This is a genomic window from Rhizorhabdus sp. GW822-FHT03C02, assembly GCF_058801765.1.
Map to the genome: position 1 here is coordinate 87,708 of NZ_JBXANN010000002.1, position 15,605 is coordinate 103,312.

Here is a 15,605-nt window from a genome sequence, read left to right on the forward strand (position 1 = left end):
TTACTCCGTTGGCTCGTCGAGCGGCTGTAGCGGATTTCCATCATAGGCAAAGGGGCTGTCGAATTCCGCGAGCGTGGGCAGCAGCAGGTCCTTGCCCGAAAGCGTCGGGCCTTCCGGCGGCAGCGGCCAGTCGATCGCGATCGTCGGACAATCCCATCGCAGGCCGCCGTCGCATTGCGGCGCATAGACGTCGGACACCTTGTAGATGACCTCGGTGTCGGGCTCGAGCGTGACGAAGGCATGGCCGAAGCCGACCGGGACGAAGAGCTGGTCTCCATTTTCCGCGGACAGCGTGGCCGCGACATGCTGGCCATAGGTCGGCGATCCGCGGCGCAGATCCACCGCATAATCGACGATGCTGCCGCGTGTGCAGCGCACCAGCTTGGCCTGCGCATGCGGCGGGGCCTGGAAGTGGATGCCGCGGATCGTGCCCACCGGGCGCGACATGCTGTGATTGTCCTGCACGAAGCGCGCGGTGACGCCCTGTTCGGCCCACCGCGTTTCGACATAGGTTTCGGTGAACCAGCCGCGATCGTCGCCGAAGCGGCGCGTGTGGATGAGCTTGACGGGGGAATCGGTCACTTCTGTCTTTCTCTATCCTGCAGCTTGCCGGGGCAAGCACCCCTTGCGAAACGATGTGCGCCGCCGAATCTCATCCGGAGGCGGCATGGGCACGCTGATGGTCCAATATGTCGGTCAGCATGCCGTCGAGTCCGCGTTGCGCGCTCCAGCCGGTGGCGGTGCGAAGCCGGCCCGCATCGATCTGCGCGCGCGGGACTTCGCTTTTCCGCATGCGCGAGGGATCGATCACGACCCTCGTGTCGGCCGGGCTCATGGCGCGAAGCCGCTCCAGCAGCAATGCCACCGGAACGACATTGCCGGACGCGATGTTGAAGACGCTGCGCGACGGCAGGCCGGGGGAGATGGCGAGGATGTCGAGATAGGCGGCGACGACGTCGCGGACGTCCATGAAGTCCCGTTCGGCCTCCAGGTTGCCGACGTTGATGTCGGGCGAGCCGCCGCGTTCGGCGAGGGCGACCTGGCGCGCGAAGGCGGGAATGACGAAACGGCCGTCCTGACCCGGGCCGCTATGGTTGGACGGACGGACCACGATCAGCCGCGCGCTGTCCGGCAGGACGTCCGAGAGCATCGCCTCGGTCGCCGCCTTGGATCGCGCATAGGCCGATTGCGGCCGCAACGCCGACAGTTCGTCGACGGGGCCGTCGTTGAAGCTCGTGCCATAGACCTCGGCGCTGCTGGCGAAGAACAATGTCGCCGTCGGAACGAACTCGGCGATCGCCTCGGCCAGCCATAGCGATCCGGCAAGGTTGATCGTCCAGGTCTCGGCGGCGGCGCCGGCGGACTGGCCGACCGATGCCTGCGCGGCCAAATGGAGGATCATGTCGGGCCGCGTCGTTTCGATGGCCGCGCGTACCGAGGCGCGATCCTTGAGATCGAGCATGACGTCTTCGGAGACACCGTCGGTCTTTGGCGTGCGCGTGGCGAGCACGATGTCGGTTCCGTCGACGGCCGCCCGAAGCGCCGGCATCAGCCAGCCCCCGACGAAACCGTCGCCGCCCGTCACCAGGATGCGGCGGAACGTTCCGCGCAGGGACCGGGCCGCCATGTTCTCGCCGGTCATCGGCCGCCTCGCATCATTGCCGTCAGGATAGCCGGGCGAGATCCGCATCCACCATTTCGGCGATCATCTCCTCCAGCGAGGTCTGCGCGGCCCAGCCGAATTTCTCCCGCGCCTTGGTGGCGTCGCCGAGCAGGATGTCGACTTCGGATGGACGGAAAAGTTCCGGATCGATGACGAGATGCTTGTCCATGTCGATCCCGACGCGATCGAACGCGATCCGACACATGTCCCGCACCGTCGTCGTCACGCCGGTCGCCACGACATAATCGTCGGCCACGTCCTGCTGAAGCATCAGCCACATCGCCTGAACATAGTCGCGCGCATGGCCCCAGTCGCGCTTGGCGTCGATATTGCCCAGCCGCAGCTCGTCGGCGAGGCCGAGCTTGATGCGCGCCACGCCGTCGGTGACCTTGCGGGTCACGAACTCGACGCCGCGCAGCGGGCTCTCATGGTTGAAGAGGATGCCGGACGACGCGTGCATGCCGAAGCTCTCGCGGTAGTTCACGGTGATCCAGTGGCCATACAGCTTCGCCACCGCATAAGGCGAGCGCGGATAGAATGGGGTGGTCTCCGACTGTTCGGGCTTCTGGATCAGGCCGTACATCTCCGACGACGAGGCCTGGTAGAAGCGCGCCTGCGGCTGCATGAGGCGGATCGCCTCCAGCATGTTGGTGACACCTACGCCGGTGATGTTCGCCGTCAGGATCGGCTGGGTCCAGGACGTCGCGACGAACGACTGGGCGGCCAGATTATAGACCTCGTCGGGTTTGCATTCCCCGACGATCCGGATCAGCGATGAAAGATCCGACATATTGGCATCGTGAAGGCGAACCTGTTTCGCGACGCCGAGCCAGCGCAGCCGATGATCGGCGACGCCCTGGTGCGAAGAGCGGCGGACGATCCCATGGACCTCATAGCCTTTGTCGAGCAGAAGCTGCGCCAGATATGCGCCATCCTGGCCGGTGATGCCCGTGATTAGAGCGATTTTCGACATTTTCTCTCTCATTGGGTTCATAGGGCCCAGGGTTCGGGCCAGGTGTCTTGATCAATCCACGCCGGATACGCCCAGCCCGTCCAAAATCTATCCTATCGGATCGGGCCGATGCATCTCGAACGGCGCAGGAGGCGCTACGTAAAGGCATGAGGGGCAGGATATTTCGAAAACGATCAACTGAAAAACTTCCTCTGATCGGCGTGACAGGCGTCCCGGGATTTTGCCAGCCATTCCTGCAGGATTGCCGGTGGCTCGGGGAATTATCTTTTGGATATCAAGAATGAGCGTTTCGAAAAACGACATGCACGCGTCCGCTGCCGCGAATGCGATCCACCATCCCTGTTCTCCGTTCACCCAAGGGCTTGCTATCCGATCGGTTTGGGATCGTCAAACCACGGTATGCCGAACCCAAAAGGGGCGCGGTCGATGATCGGGTGGGCACCGGCGAGGGCGCATGATGCGCGAGGGTTGGAGCCCGCGGGCGGGCGGGGCGTCGAATCGCGCCTTCGTCGCGCACGATCTCGAACGGCAGCGGCGGCCGATCGTCGCGATCATCTATATCGGGAAATCGCCAGTGGCGAAAAATGGTGGAGCCGAGGGGGATCGAACCCCTGACCTCTGCAATGCCATTGCAGCGCTCTCCCAGCTGAGCTACGGCCCCGAACCTTTCAGGCCACCGGTTGGGTCCGGCGGCGGAGGGCGCCCTTTAGGTCAGGGCGCCGGACGCTGCAAGAGGGCTTTTTCATCATCGCCCGTTTTTTCGCGTCGCCATCAGATTTGGTGGGCGCAGCCGATGCCGGCCGCGCCCACCCGCAGATCAATTCTCGTCGTCGTCGTCGTGGGTCGCGACCCCGATATCATCGTCGCCGCCCAGATCGACATCGTCGTCCGGATTCTGCTCGGCGTCCTCGTCGATGTCCAGATCGTCGTCGGCCAGGTCGTTATCGGCGACCTCGACTTCCTTCTTGGGCGCGTCGAACGGCAGCGGCTGCTTCGACTTGAGGATGGGTTCGGGTTCCCAGATCGTCCCGCATTCGATGCAGGTGACGGGATTGTCCTTCTCGAGATCGTAGAAGCGGGTGCCGCACTTCGGGCAGGTCCGCTTGGTGCCCCATTCAGGTTTCACCACGGTCAGAAACTCCAGCAGATAAAGTGATGATGCCGTCCCGTCCTGATGGACGTTACGCTAAACGTCGCGCGCCTTGCCATAGCGGGGGGCCGCTGTCAAAAGCCGCGCATCATGCACGCACTCCTTCCCACGCCGATGGCGTTCCGCTCGGCAGGCCCGCTCACCGGCACCGTGGTCGTGCCCGGCGACAAGTCGATCTCGCACCGCTCGCTGATGCTGTCGGCGCTGGCGATCGGCGAAAGCCGGGTCGAAGGGCTGCTCGAGGGCGAGGATGTCCTCGCCACCGCCGCGGCGATGCGGGCGATGGGTGCCGATATCGTCCGCGGCGACGACGGGCGCTGGCGGATCCACGGGGTCGGCGTCGGCGGTCTGCTCCAGCCCGAGGTCGCGCTCGACATGGGCAATTCGGGCACCTCGACCCGGCTGCTGATGGGCCTCGTCGCTTCGCACGCGATCACCGCGACCTTCACCGGCGACGCCTCGCTGTCGAAGCGACCGATGAACCGGGTGATCGATCCGCTGTCGCTGATGGGCGCCGAATTCACCGCCAGTCCGGGGGGGCGGCTGCCGCTGACCCTGCGCGGGATCAGTCCGGCGGTGCCGATCGAATATCGGCTGCCCGTCGCCTCGGCGCAGGTCAAGTCGGCGGTGCTGCTCGCCGGGCTCAACACTCCCGGCATCACCCGGGTGATCGAGCCGGTCGCCACCCGCGACCATAGCGAGCGGATGCTGCGCGGTTTCGGCGCCGAACTCGACGTCGAGAACGACGGTACCACCCGGATCATCTCGATCCGCGGCGAGCTCGATCTCAAGCCGCAGCATATCGTCGTGCCCGGCGATCCGTCGTCGGCGGCCTTTCCGGTCGTGGCCGCCCTGCTGGTGCCGGGTTCGGACGTCACCGTCGCCAATGTCGGGCTCAACCCGACCCGCGCGGCGCTGTTCGACGTGCTCAGGATGATGGGTGGGGACATCGCTTTCGCGCAAGCCCGCGACGTCGGTGGGGAGCCGGTGGCCGATCTCGTCGTGCGCGCCTCGTCGCTCAAGGGAATCGAGGTGCCGGTCGAGCTGGTGCCGAGCATGGTCGACGAATTCCCGATCCTGTTCGTCGCCGCCGCCCTTGCCGAGGGGCGGACGATCGCGCGCGGGCTCGAGGAACTGCGCGTCAAGGAATCCGACCGGATCGCGGTGATGGCCGAAGGGCTGCGCGCGATCGGCGCGCGGGTCGAGGAGCTCGAGGACGGGCTGATCATCGACGGCACCGGCGGCGCGCTGCTCGCCGGGGGGGCGACGGTCGCCGCCCGGCTCGACCACCGCATCGCGATGAGCTTCGCGGTCGCCGGGCTGGTCGCGAAGGGCGACGTCACCATCGACGATATGAGCCCGGTCGCCACCAGCTTCCCCGGCTTCGTCGACCTGATGACCAGCCTGGGCGCCGACGTCTCGTGATGACCCGGCGGGGCGTGATCGCATCGGGCGGCGCCGTCGCTGCCGCGGCGATCGCCGCCCCGCTGGCAGCGCGCACCGGCCCATTGATGCCAGGGGTCGCGCTCGCGCCCGATCGCGAGGCGATGGTGCCGGTTCCCGGCGGCCGTGCCTATGTCCGGGTCAATGGCGACCTCGCCGGGCCGCGCCCGCCGGTGGTCTTCCTGCATGGCGGGCCGGGCAGCTCGCACTGGTACTGGCTGAACGCGACCGCGCTCGCGGGCGAGCGCGCGGTGATCCTCTACGACCAGCTCGACAGCGGGCGCTCGGACCATCCGGGCGATCCGGCCAACTGGACGGTGCCGCATTTCGTCGCCGAGCTCGAGGCGATCCGCGATCATCTCGGGGTGGCGGCCTGGCATGTCGTCGGCGCGAGCTGGGGCGGGACGGTGGCGCTCGAATATGGCGCGACGCGCCCGAAGGCGCTGGCGGGTCTGGTGCTGCAGTCGCCGCTGGTGTCGACCGCGCTGTGGCTGCGCGACGCGCGGGTGCTCAAGGACAGCATGCCGCCGGCGACCCGCCGGCTGCTCGACCTGTGCGATGCGCCCGGCGCCGCGTCCGAGGCCGATTGCGAGGCGGCGACGGCGGCCTTCTATCGGCGCTATGTGCGGATGAGCGATCCGCCGCAGCCGATCGAAGACTATAAGGCGGCGATGCCGCGCAGCTTCAGCTCCGACATCTATAACCATATGTGGGGCCGCGCCGAATTCACCGCGACCGGCACGCTCAAGGACTATGACGGGCGCCCGCTGCTCGCGCGGCTCGACGGAGCGCGCACCCTGTTCGTCGTCGGCGAACATGACGAGGCAATTCCGGCGACGGTCGAGGGCTTTGCGCGCGCCGTGCCGGGCGCTAGCTTCCGCCAGGTGCCCGATGCGGCGCACAGCATCATGAACGACAACCCTGACGCCTATCTCGCCATCCTTGCGGCGTGGTTCGCCCAGCATGAACGGAGACCTGCATGATCATTGCCGTCGACGGACCCGCCGCCTCGGGCAAGGGGACGATCGCCAGGGCGCTGTCGCGCCATTATGGCCTGCCCTATCTCGACACCGGCCTGCTCTATCGGGCGGTGGGCGTGTCGGTGCTCCATGCCGACGGCGATCCCGCCGATGCCGCCGACGCGCTGCGCGGCTGCGATTTCGATCCGGGGCTTCTCACCGATCCGGCGCTCAAGACCGAATCGGCCGGCAAGGCGGCGTCGCTGGTCTCGGCGCATCCGCAGGTGCGCGAGGCGCTGCTCCAGCGCCAGCAGGAGTTCGCCGCGCAGGAGGGCGGGGCGATCCTCGACGGGCGCGACATCGGCACGGTCATCGCGCCGCATGCCGACGCCAAGCTGTTCGTCACCGCCTCGTCGGAGGTCCGCGCCCAGCGGCGCTTCAAGGAGCTCGATTCGATGGGGGTTGGTGCGACCTATGACAGTGTACTCGCCGATATCCTCGCGCGTGACGAGCGCGATTCGGGACGAAGCGCGGCACCACTCCGCCAGGCCGAGGATGCGGACTTGCTGGACACCAGCGATCTCGGTATAGAGCCGGCCGTCCAGCGGGCGATCGCGCTCGTGGAAGCCCGGAGGGCAGACCGCTAAACAGGCGGCGCCACAGCAGGCGTGTCAGGGGGTCGGTTCACTCAACCGATCTCTTGCCGCGCCTTTTGCTTTTGTCCCCGGATTTTCGCGAATCGGCCGGCCAATGGATGCCGCGGCGACATGGGGTCGACGCGGCGTTCTGGCCTTAAGACCTCCGGATACAACCGGATGGCCGGAAATAGACAGTAGGATACACATTCATATGGCCACTGCGGCAAACCCGACCCGCGACGATTTCGCGGCTCTCCTGAATCAGACTCTCGGCGGCGAGAACGAAGGCTTCGAAGGCCGTGTCGTCAAGGGCACCGTCACCGCCATCGAGAACGACATGGCCGTCATCGACGTCGGCCTGAAGTCCGAAGGCCGCGTGGCGCTGCGCGAGTTCGCAGCACCCGGCCAGAAGGCCGATCTCAAGGTCGGCGACGAAGTCGAAGTCTATGTCGACCGCGTCGAGAACGTCCATGGCGAAGCGATGCTCAGCCGCGACCGCGCGCGCCGCGAAGCCGCCTGGGACAAGCTCGAGAGCGAATTCTCGGCCACCAGCCGCGTCGAGGGCGTGATCTTCGGCCGCGTCAAGGGCGGCTTCACCGTCGACCTCAACGGCGCCGTCGCCTTCCTGCCCGGTTCGCAGGTCGACATCCGCCCGGTCCGCGACGTCACCCCGCTGATGGACATCCCGCAGCCGTTCCAGATCCTCAAGATGGACCGTCGCCGCGGCAACATCGTCGTGTCGCGCCGCGCCGTCCTCGAAGAGACCCGCGCCGAGCAGCGTTCGGGCCTGATCCAGTCGCTCCATGAGGGCCAGGTGATCGAGGGTGTCGTCAAGAACATCACCGATTACGGCGCCTTCGTCGACCTCGGCGGCATCGACGGCCTGCTCCACGTCACCGATCTCAGCTACAAGCGCGTCGGTCATCCGAACGAGATGATCAACATCGGCGACGTCGTGAAGGTGCAGATCATCCGCATCAACAAGGACACCCAGCGCATCTCGCTCGGCATGAAGCAGCTCGAGAGCGATCCTTGGGAAGGCGCCGCCGCCAAATATCCGATCGGCGGCAAGTTCAGCGGCCGTGTCACCAACATCACCGAATATGGTGCGTTCGTCGAACTGGAGGCCGGCATCGAAGGCCTGGTCCATGTGTCGGAAATGTCCTGGACCAAGAAGAACGTCCACCCGGGCAAGATCGTCTCGACCAGCCAGGAAGTCGAAGTCGTCATTCTCGAGGTCGATGCCGACAAGCGTCGCATCTCGCTGGGCCTCAAGCAGGCGATCAACAATCCGTGGGATTCGTTCGCCGAGCAGCATCCGATCGGTTCGGTCGTCGAGGGCGAAGTCAAGAACGCGACCGAGTTCGGCCTGTTCATCGGCCTCGATGGCGACGTCGACGGCATGGTCCACATGTCGGACATCGCCTGGGGCGTGTCGGGCGAGGAAGCGCTGGCGCTTCACCACAAGGGTGAGACCGTCAAGGCGATCGTCCTCGACATCGACGCCGAGAAGGAGCGTATCTCGCTCGGCATCAAGCAGCTCGAGCGTGGCGGCGTCGCTGCCGGCGGCGCTTCGGTCACCGACGGTTCGAAGCTCAACAAGAGCACGATCGTCACGATCACCGTCATGGCGGTCACCGATGGCGGCCTCGAAGTCCAGGCCGGCGACGATGGCGCGATCGGCTTCATCAAGCGTGGCGATCTCGGCCGCGATCGCGACGAGCAGCGTCCGGAGCGTTTCCAGGTCGGCCAGAAGTTCGACGCGATGGTGACCGGTTTCGACCGTTCGAAGAAGCCGACCTTCTCGGTCAAGGCGATGCAGCTCGCCGAAGAGAAGCAGGCCGTCGCGCAGTACGGTTCGTCGGACTCGGGTGCGTCGCTCGGCGACATCCTCGGCGAGGCGCTCAAGGCCCGTCAGAACAGCTGATAAGCGATCGGGTCGCCTTCGGGCGGCCCGCCCGTTCGTCGGACAAGAAAAAGGGCGCGGAGGATATCCTCCGCGCCCTTTTTCGTTGCCGGCCGATCCGGGCTCCGGGAGGGTCCGATTATTTCAGGCTGAGGATATAATCGGCGATCGCTTCGGCCGACGGCTGGTTCTTCAGGCCGGCGAACGGCATCTTGGTGCCGGGGACGGTCGCCTGCGGGCCCATGATGAACTTGGTCAGGTTGGCCTTGTTCCAGACCAGGCCCGACTTCTTCATCGCCGGGGAGAAGGCGAAGCCCGGAACCTCGCCGGCCTTTTCGCCGCCGATCCCGAACAGGTTCGGCCCGATCGTGTTCGGGGCGCCCTTGTCGACCTTGTGGCAGGCGCCGCAGATCCCGAACGCCGCGGGCTTGGGCAGCGGCGCGGCCGCGGCCATCGATGTCAGCAATCCCCCCGCCAGAACGCCCGCCAACAATCGATTGAGCATATATTTGTCTCCGCTGTGCGACATGATCGGTGCGATCGTAGGGGCTCGCAAATGTCCGGACAAGCGGCCCAAGGCGGGCAGTCTGCTGATTTGGATGAGAAAAACGGGCGACGCGATTGATTCGGTGGCGATAACCCCGCTACACAAAGCGATTGGATGGGCTTCCGGGGGGATTCTCCATCCGCGCGATGCGCAAAAAGGCAGTTTTCTGCGTCGGCAATGGTTTTGAGGGGAATCATAGCATGATCAGGTCCGAGTTGGTTCAATTGCTCGCCAATGACAATCCCGATCTGTCTCCGAAGGAAGTGGAGAAGATCGTCTCGACCTTCTTCGAGGCGATCACCGAAAGACTGGCCGAGGGTGGCCGGGTCGAACTGCGCGGGTTCGGCGCCTTTTCTACGCGGTCGCGCGATGCGCGGCAGGGGCGCAATCCCAGGACTGGGGATTCGGTCGCGGTTTCGGCGAAACGCGTGCCTTATTTCAAGCCGGGCAAGGAAATGCGCGCGCGCCTGAACGTCTGATTCCCGGAAACGGGGCAGGCTTGCTTTCGCCGACGCGATTCTCGTCCGGCGCCGATTCGCGCTTGGGTGTCGGCGCGGCACCGGCTATGCGCCGTGTCGGTGGCGCTTGCGGGCGTGGCGAAACTGGTAGACGCAACGGACTTGAACCAAAGACACGAGTGCTCGCGCGGGAAACCGCCGATGCAGAACTGCTCAAATTCGGGGAAGCCTTCTTCCTGGTGATCCCGAGCCAAGCCGCGCCGTCCCCGCTTGCCGGGCATCGGTGCGGAAGGTGTAGAGACTAGACGGGCAGCGCCTAACGCCGGTGATCCTCGACGATCGCCGGCCATGGCGAAGGGATAGTCCAGACCACGAACGGCGGCCTTCGGGCAGGCCGGCGGCGAAAGCCGAAGTGGTACGAAAATCCGTAAGGTCGTGAGACCTGTGGGGGTTCGATTCCCCCCGCCCGCACCACCATATATCGAAGGCTGGCCGGACGGCGCGGGGGAGCGTCCCGGCGGCCGAAACGGCCCGTCGCGCAGGCCTTCCATCGCGAATAACGTTGATTTAACGATTGTTGACGTAAGCTATGTCGATCTGTCGTCTAAAGGGGCCTTCGATGGCCATGCGGCGGACATTTCGATTGGCAGCGCCTTGTCCAGTTGCGATAGGACAGGTTGGCGTCGATTGTGCGATGGGACGGTGTAATGCGTAATCGGGGGATCATGACCAGCGCCGCGGCGATTTTCGCCCTGCCCACGATCATGCTGTCGGCGATCGTTCCCTCGATGGCGGCGTTCGCGCTGGTCGGCCCGCCGGCGCCGACCGTCGGCCCGGTCGCTCCGCTCAAGCCCTATCGGATCAATCCCGGCGACGAGCTCGAAATCTATGTCTGGGGCGACGAACGGCTCCAGCGCACGCTCAAGGTCCTGCCCGACGGCAGCGTCTCCTTCCCGCTGGTCGGGCGGATCGACGCGCTCAACAAGCTGCCCGGCGATCTCGAAAGCGTGATCGTCGCGGGTCTCGCCGACCAGTATCGCAACGGCGTGCCGCGGGTCACCGTCTCGGTGAAGAACGCCAGCGGCCTGACCTTCTCGGTCGCCGGCAAGGTGCGCGCGCCCGGCAATTTCACCCCCGGCCACTATGTCAACGTGCTCGAAGCGGTCAGCATCGCCGGCGGGCCGACCGAATTCGCCGATCTCGGCAAGACCAAGATCTATCGCAAGCAGGGCGGCCAGCTGACCGTGATCGAGGTTCGCCTCGACAATGCGATGAAGGGCTCGCCGAGCTCGAACGACCTGAGCAGCGGGCTGGTCGAGCTGCAGAGCGGGGATGTGGTGGTCGTACCATGAAGCACAACGGGGGCAGGTCTTTGGGCAGGGACGGATATAGCGCAGGCCGCGCGTCGCGGGCCGCGATCGCGATCGCGCTCGTCGCCGGCGGCTTTGCCGCGGCACCGGCGCTCGCGCAGAAGGTCAAGGCGTCGATCCAGGCGACCGCCCGGCTCGAATATGACAACAACCCGTTCCTGCTCGGCGGCAGCGACGTGTCCAGCGGATCGGTCAGCGGCGGCCTCACCCCCAAGCTGAGCTACACCGGCGAGAAGGACGTGGTCGAGCTCACCGGCTATTATGACCGCACCAAATATTTCCGCCGCTACGACGACACCGACGCCTATGGCGGCGATCTCGAGGCGCGGCACCGTTTCGCGCCGGGCACCGAAATCTATGGCGGGCTGCGCTACGACAGCAGCATCATCGGCGCGAACAACGACAATGCGGTGACGACCCCGGGCACGCCGCCGGTCGACGATACCGACGTCAACCTGATCGGCACCCGCTCGCGCTCCGAAACCTACAGCGCCAGCGGCGGCTTCAATGCCCGTGTCAGCAGCCGCGACGAGATCTCGGCGCGCGGGGGGATCACCGCGGTGCGCTACCCGGGGCGGCCGGCGGGATCGGATTCGACCAATTATGGCGGCACGCTCGGCTATAATCACGCGATCAGCGAGAAGACCCGGATCGGCATCAGCGGCACCGCTTATTATATCGATTATGACACGCCGGGCCTCCACACGATGGTGATGCAGCCCTCGGTGACCTTCTCGAGCCAGCTGTCGCCGTCCTGGAATGTCGAGGGCTCGCTGGGCGTGTCGTTCAGCACCTTGTCCGCGCCCGGGCTCGCCGACAGCCACGACACGTCGTGGGCCGGCACGCTCGACCTGTGCCACAAGGGTCAGCGCAACAATCTGTGCCTGAGCTTCGCGCGATCGGTCAGCGCCTCGGGCTTCGGCGGCACCACCAACCGCACCTCGGCCGGGCTGACCTTCGACCAGCGGCTCACCGAGCGGCTCAACCTGACCGCGTCGGGCACCTATGTCCGCAGCGAATCGCAGCAGACCACGCTCGGCACCCGCGAATATGTCGGCGGCAGCGTCGGCCTGAACTACCGGCTGCTGCGCAACCTCAAGATCGGTGCCGAGGCGCGCTACCGCGACCTCTACGGCGCGGCCTTCCCGATCGATTCGGATTATGGCGGCACGATCAGCGCCACGCTCGACCTTCCGGGGGGCCAATGACCGAACCCGGCGTTCCCGGTCAGGAGGAGATCTACGAGGGGCTGATCGGCTATCTCCCCTCGATCCTGCTGCAGCGCCTGTGGTTCGTCGTGATTCCGCTGCTCGGCTGCGCGCTGGCGGGCCTGACCCTCGCCTTCGTCATGCCTCGGCAATATCGGTCGTCGGCGACGGTCGTCGTCGAATCGAAGGACCTGCCCAGCGACATCGCCGCGTCGGGCAGCGACGATCTGATCGATCAGCGCATCGCCCGGATCAAGCAGCAGGTGCTCAGCCGGCCCGACCTGATCGAGCTGATCCAGAACAACGATCTCTACGCCGAACAGCGGCGGACCAAGCCGCTGTCGAAGATCATCGACATGATGCGCGACGCGACCGCGATCACCCCGGTAACCGCCGACATCGACAAGGGGATCCGGGTCCGCGGGTCGAACACCGTCGCGTTCGAGATCAGCTTCACCTATAGCGACCCGGCCAAGGCGCAGGTCGTCGCCCAGCAGTTCACCGAGCGCCTGTTGCGGCTCGATTCGACCCAGCTGGCCGATCAGGCCAACGCCACCGTCGCCTTCCTGCGCGATCAGGCCGGCGGCATCCAGTCGCAGATCGCCGAGATCGATACGCAGATCGAGGCCATCAAGAGCCGCAACGGCATGGCGTTGTCGCGGATGGGGTCCTACATTCCGTCGACCGCCAGCTACGACGTCCAGATCTCGCAGCTCCAGCGCGACAACAGCGACCTGATGGCCAAGGCCGGCAGCCAGGCCGCCAACGGCGACGAGCGCGTCGTCGCCGCCGAGGCGCAGCTCGCCGCGGCCAAGGCGGTCTATTCGGACAACCATCCCGACGTGATCACCGCCCAGCAGAAGCTGGTCGAGGCGCGCGCGACCGCCGCGTCGACCGGCGCCAACAAGACGATCAATCCGCAGATCGCCGGGCAGATCCGCGAGAACAACAAGACGATCGCCCAGCTCACCGCGCAGCGGTCGGGCGAGAATGCGCGCGCCTCGCAGGCGGTCTCGGCCCAGGCCGGCGCGCCGCTGCTCGAGGAGCAGATCCGCCAGCTCGCCGATCGTGCCGATGGCTTTCGCCGCAACTACGACAAGGTCGCCCAGAGCCTGCTCGCCGCCGAGGCTTCGCAGAAGATGGAAAACCAGCAGCGCGGCGACCGGCTGGTGCTGGTCGACCCGCCAACCACCCCCGATCAGCCCTTCTCGCCCAACCGGCCGGTGCTGATCGGTGGCGGCATCGCGCTCGGACTGATGTCGGGTCTGGGCATCGCGCTGCTGATCGAATTCTTCATGCGGCCGATCCGCGGCGCCGCCGCGCTGCAGAACCTGCTCGGGGTCGGGCCGCTGGTGGTGATCCCGACGCTCAAGGCCAAGACCAGGAAGCCCGGCAAGAAACAGGCGAAATGGCGGCGGAATATCCGTAAGGTGGCCAAGGCATGACCTATGAAGGCCCCCAGCCCGGCGAAGGCGCCAACTATCCGGTCCCCGGCACCGCCAACCGGCAGACGGGGTTCGAGGCGCTGCGCCAGAACGGCATCTACGGCTTCGACAGCAAGGATATCCGCTCGCGGCCGTTCACCCTGCTGCGCGCGCAGGTGCTGCGGATCGCGCGCGCCAAGGGCTGGCGGCTGATCGGCGTGACCTCGCCGACCCCGCGGGTCGGCAAGTCGTTCGTCGCGTCGAACCTCGCCGCGGCGATGGCGCGCTCGCCCGATCTCCACACCTATTTGTTCGATTTCGACCTGCGGCGGTCGACGATCGCCCGCAATTTCAACCTCAGCGGCGATTGCGGCGTCTCGCATTTCCTCGACGGCACCGTCAGCGATCTTCGCCAGGTCGCGCGCTCGATCCCCGGCGAACAGCTCACCATCTTCCCGAGCTATCCGAACGAGGCGGCGTCCGACGAACTGGTCGCGTCGACCCGCATGGATGCGCTGATCGGCGCGATGCGCGCGTTGCCCGACAACACGATCTGCCTGTGCGATCTGCCGCCGGTGTTCGCCAACGACGATGCGGTGATCATCAGCCAGAAGATCGATGCCTATCTGATGATCGTCGAGGACGGCGTCACCACCCGCAAGCAGGTTCGCGACAGTTTCCGGCTGCTCGCGCCGGTGCCGTGCATCGGCACCGTGCTCAACCGCTACGACGCGAACATGCTGTCCGACGATTATGGCTATAGCTACCGCCAGAATCGCCAATATGCGGAATATTACTCGAAGGTCTGAGGCTGCTCCACGCGGCGGATCCGCGTGAGCGTTTCACCCTGACACGCCTGCCCGGGCATTGGCCGGACGCGCCGATTGACCCCATGCCATCGCCGCGCGAAGATCGCCGCAAAGCATGGCGGGGGATCGGATATGGGCTGGAAGACGGGCATCGGTGTCGCGGCGGCGATCGCGACGTTGCCGATAATGGCGCTGGTCCAGCGCGCCGGGGCGCAGGAGGCGTCCGAGAACGGCTTCCTCGACCCGACCTATTTCGATCTCGTCGATATCCTGCCGCCGGCCCCGACCAAGGAAGAGCCGCGCGGGGTCGCCGACCGCGAGATCTTCAAGCTCACCCGCCAGCTCAAGGGCACGCCGCGCTGGACGATGGCGGTCGGCGACGTCGCCTCGGATCCGGCTGCGCTGCTGCGAGACTTCAGCTGCGCGGTGGACATGAACCTGACCCCGCAAAATGCGCCTAAGACCACCGCGCTGCTGCAGCGCGCGTCGGTCGACACCGGGCGCGAGACCAACGAGCTCAAGGCCTATTATCGCCGCGCACGGCCGTTCACGATCGACAAGGGGGATATTTGCGAGCCGGCCACGCCCGAACTGGCCAAGTCGTTCGACTATCCGTCGGGTCATGCCACGCGCGCCTGGACCTGGGGGCTGATCCTCGCCGAACTGATCGACGATCGCGCCGCGCCGATCCTCGCGCGCGCCCGGGCCTATGGCGAAAGTCGGGTGGTGTGTGGCTCGCACAATGCCAGCGCGATCGAGGCGGGGCGGCTGTCGGCCGGTTCGACCCTCGACGTGGTTCGGACCGAGCAGGCTTTCGGCGATGCGATGGCGGCGGCGCGCGCGGAGATGAAGCTGCTGCGCAAGACGGCGGCGAAGCCTTCGGCGCAAGCCTGTTCGGACGAGGCGTTGCTGGTCAGCCAGCCCGTCATGCGGTGAGCGAGCGATGCCGCAGGCGCCGATAGGGGGCGTTCCACAGAGTTCCGGACAACAAAAAAGGCCGCGCCCGAGGGCGCGGCCTTTTCGGTTCCGGTCCGGCGGGCTGCCTGACGCAGCCGCC

Annotated in this window: 15 protein-coding genes and 1 tRNA gene; 10 read left to right on the top strand and 6 right to left on the bottom strand. The window is 66.2% G+C overall.

Features of this window, described 5'->3' with window-relative positions; translation table 11 throughout:
- The 5 genes from rfbC to AC1RM6_RS07520 all read right to left on the bottom strand — a co-directional run bounded on the left by rfbC (position 1) and on the right by AC1RM6_RS07520 (position 3,765).
- Positions 1 to 582 (bottom strand): dTDP-4-dehydrorhamnose 3,5-epimerase, encoded by a 582-nt coding sequence (gene rfbC / locus AC1RM6_RS07500; RefSeq protein ID WP_493099728.1) that lies wholly within the window; start codon positions 580 to 582, stop codon positions 1 to 3.
- Positions 583 to 652: 70 nt separating this feature from the next.
- Positions 653 to 1,627, bottom strand: coding sequence for a GDP-mannose 4,6-dehydratase (locus AC1RM6_RS07505; RefSeq protein WP_493099730.1), 975 nt, complete (start codon positions 1,625 to 1,627; stop codon positions 653 to 655).
- Positions 1,628 to 1,664: 37 nt separating this feature from the next.
- A complete protein-coding gene (gene gmd / locus AC1RM6_RS07510; RefSeq protein WP_493099731.1) occupies positions 1,665 to 2,636 on the bottom strand; it encodes a GDP-mannose 4,6-dehydratase in 972 nt (323 codons plus the stop codon).
- 585 nt (positions 2,637 to 3,221) lie between these two features.
- A tRNA-Ala gene (locus AC1RM6_RS07515) sits at positions 3,222 to 3,297 on the bottom strand.
- 156 nt (positions 3,298 to 3,453) lie between these two features.
- The gene (locus tag AC1RM6_RS07520) at positions 3,454 to 3,765 is read right to left on the bottom strand and encodes a TIGR02300 family protein (RefSeq protein WP_493099733.1); all 312 of its coding nucleotides are present in this window, start codon (positions 3,763 to 3,765) and stop codon (positions 3,454 to 3,456) included.
- Between the two features lie 111 nt (positions 3,766 to 3,876).
- On the opposite strand from AC1RM6_RS07520, the gene aroA reads away from it, so the two are divergent.
- The 4 genes from aroA to rpsA all read left to right on the top strand — a co-directional run bounded on the left by aroA (position 3,877) and on the right by rpsA (position 8,753).
- Positions 3,877 to 5,211, top strand: coding sequence for a 3-phosphoshikimate 1-carboxyvinyltransferase (gene aroA / locus AC1RM6_RS07525; protein WP_493099734.1), 1,335 nt, complete (start codon positions 3,877 to 3,879; stop codon positions 5,209 to 5,211).
- Complete coding sequence (locus AC1RM6_RS07530) at positions 5,211 to 6,212, top strand: proline iminopeptidase-family hydrolase (protein ID WP_493099736.1); 1,002 nt, start codon at positions 5,211 to 5,213, stop codon at positions 6,210 to 6,212. Before aroA ends, AC1RM6_RS07530 begins: the two co-directional genes overlap by 1 nt.
- Positions 6,209 to 6,835 carry a (d)CMP kinase gene (locus tag AC1RM6_RS07535; RefSeq protein WP_493099738.1) on the top strand — a complete coding sequence of 209 codons (627 nt, stop codon included), beginning with the start codon at positions 6,209 to 6,211 and terminating at the stop codon, positions 6,833 to 6,835. The genes AC1RM6_RS07530 and AC1RM6_RS07535 overlap by 4 nt, the downstream gene beginning before the upstream one ends.
- Positions 6,836 to 7,037: 202 nt before the next feature.
- Positions 7,038 to 8,753: a 30S ribosomal protein S1 gene (rpsA, locus tag AC1RM6_RS07540; RefSeq protein ID WP_493099740.1), complete on the top strand. Its 1,716-nt coding sequence runs from the start codon at positions 7,038 to 7,040 to the stop codon at positions 8,751 to 8,753.
- Between the two features lie 118 nt (positions 8,754 to 8,871).
- Here the strand turns inward: rpsA and AC1RM6_RS07545 are convergent, their stop codons facing one another.
- Positions 8,872 to 9,237 carry a c-type cytochrome gene (locus AC1RM6_RS07545; protein ID WP_493099742.1) on the bottom strand — a complete coding sequence of 122 codons (366 nt, stop codon included), beginning with the start codon at positions 9,235 to 9,237 and terminating at the stop codon, positions 8,872 to 8,874.
- A 242-nt stretch (positions 9,238 to 9,479) separates the two neighbouring features.
- Between AC1RM6_RS07545 and ihfB the strand changes: the two genes are divergently transcribed.
- The 6 genes from ihfB (at position 9,480) to AC1RM6_RS07575 (ending at position 15,484) form a co-directional block, all read left to right on the top strand.
- Positions 9,480 to 9,758: an integration host factor subunit beta gene (gene ihfB, locus AC1RM6_RS07550; protein WP_493099744.1), complete on the top strand. Its 279-nt coding sequence runs from the start codon at positions 9,480 to 9,482 to the stop codon at positions 9,756 to 9,758.
- Positions 9,759 to 10,444: 686 nt separating this feature from the next.
- Complete coding sequence (locus AC1RM6_RS07555; RefSeq protein WP_493099745.1) at positions 10,445 to 11,089, top strand: polysaccharide biosynthesis/export family protein; 645 nt, start codon at positions 10,445 to 10,447, stop codon at positions 11,087 to 11,089.
- Positions 11,090 to 11,109: 20 nt separating this feature from the next.
- Positions 11,110 to 12,315: a hypothetical protein gene (locus tag AC1RM6_RS07560; RefSeq protein ID WP_493099747.1), complete on the top strand. Its 1,206-nt coding sequence runs from the start codon at positions 11,110 to 11,112 to the stop codon at positions 12,313 to 12,315.
- Entirely contained in the window at positions 12,312 to 13,760 is a 1,449-nt protein-coding gene (locus AC1RM6_RS07565; protein ID WP_493099749.1) for a GumC family protein, read from the top strand. Before AC1RM6_RS07560 ends, AC1RM6_RS07565 begins: the two co-directional genes overlap by 4 nt.
- Positions 13,757 to 14,548, top strand: a complete 792-nt coding sequence (locus tag AC1RM6_RS07570) for a CpsD/CapB family tyrosine-protein kinase (protein ID WP_493099751.1) — start codon at positions 13,757 to 13,759, stop codon at positions 14,546 to 14,548. The genes AC1RM6_RS07565 and AC1RM6_RS07570 overlap by 4 nt, the downstream gene beginning before the upstream one ends.
- Positions 14,549 to 14,680: 132 nt before the next feature.
- Positions 14,681 to 15,484: an acid phosphatase gene (locus AC1RM6_RS07575; protein WP_493099753.1), complete on the top strand. Its 804-nt coding sequence runs from the start codon at positions 14,681 to 14,683 to the stop codon at positions 15,482 to 15,484.
- The last annotated feature ends 121 nt before the right edge of the window (positions 15,485 to 15,605 follow it).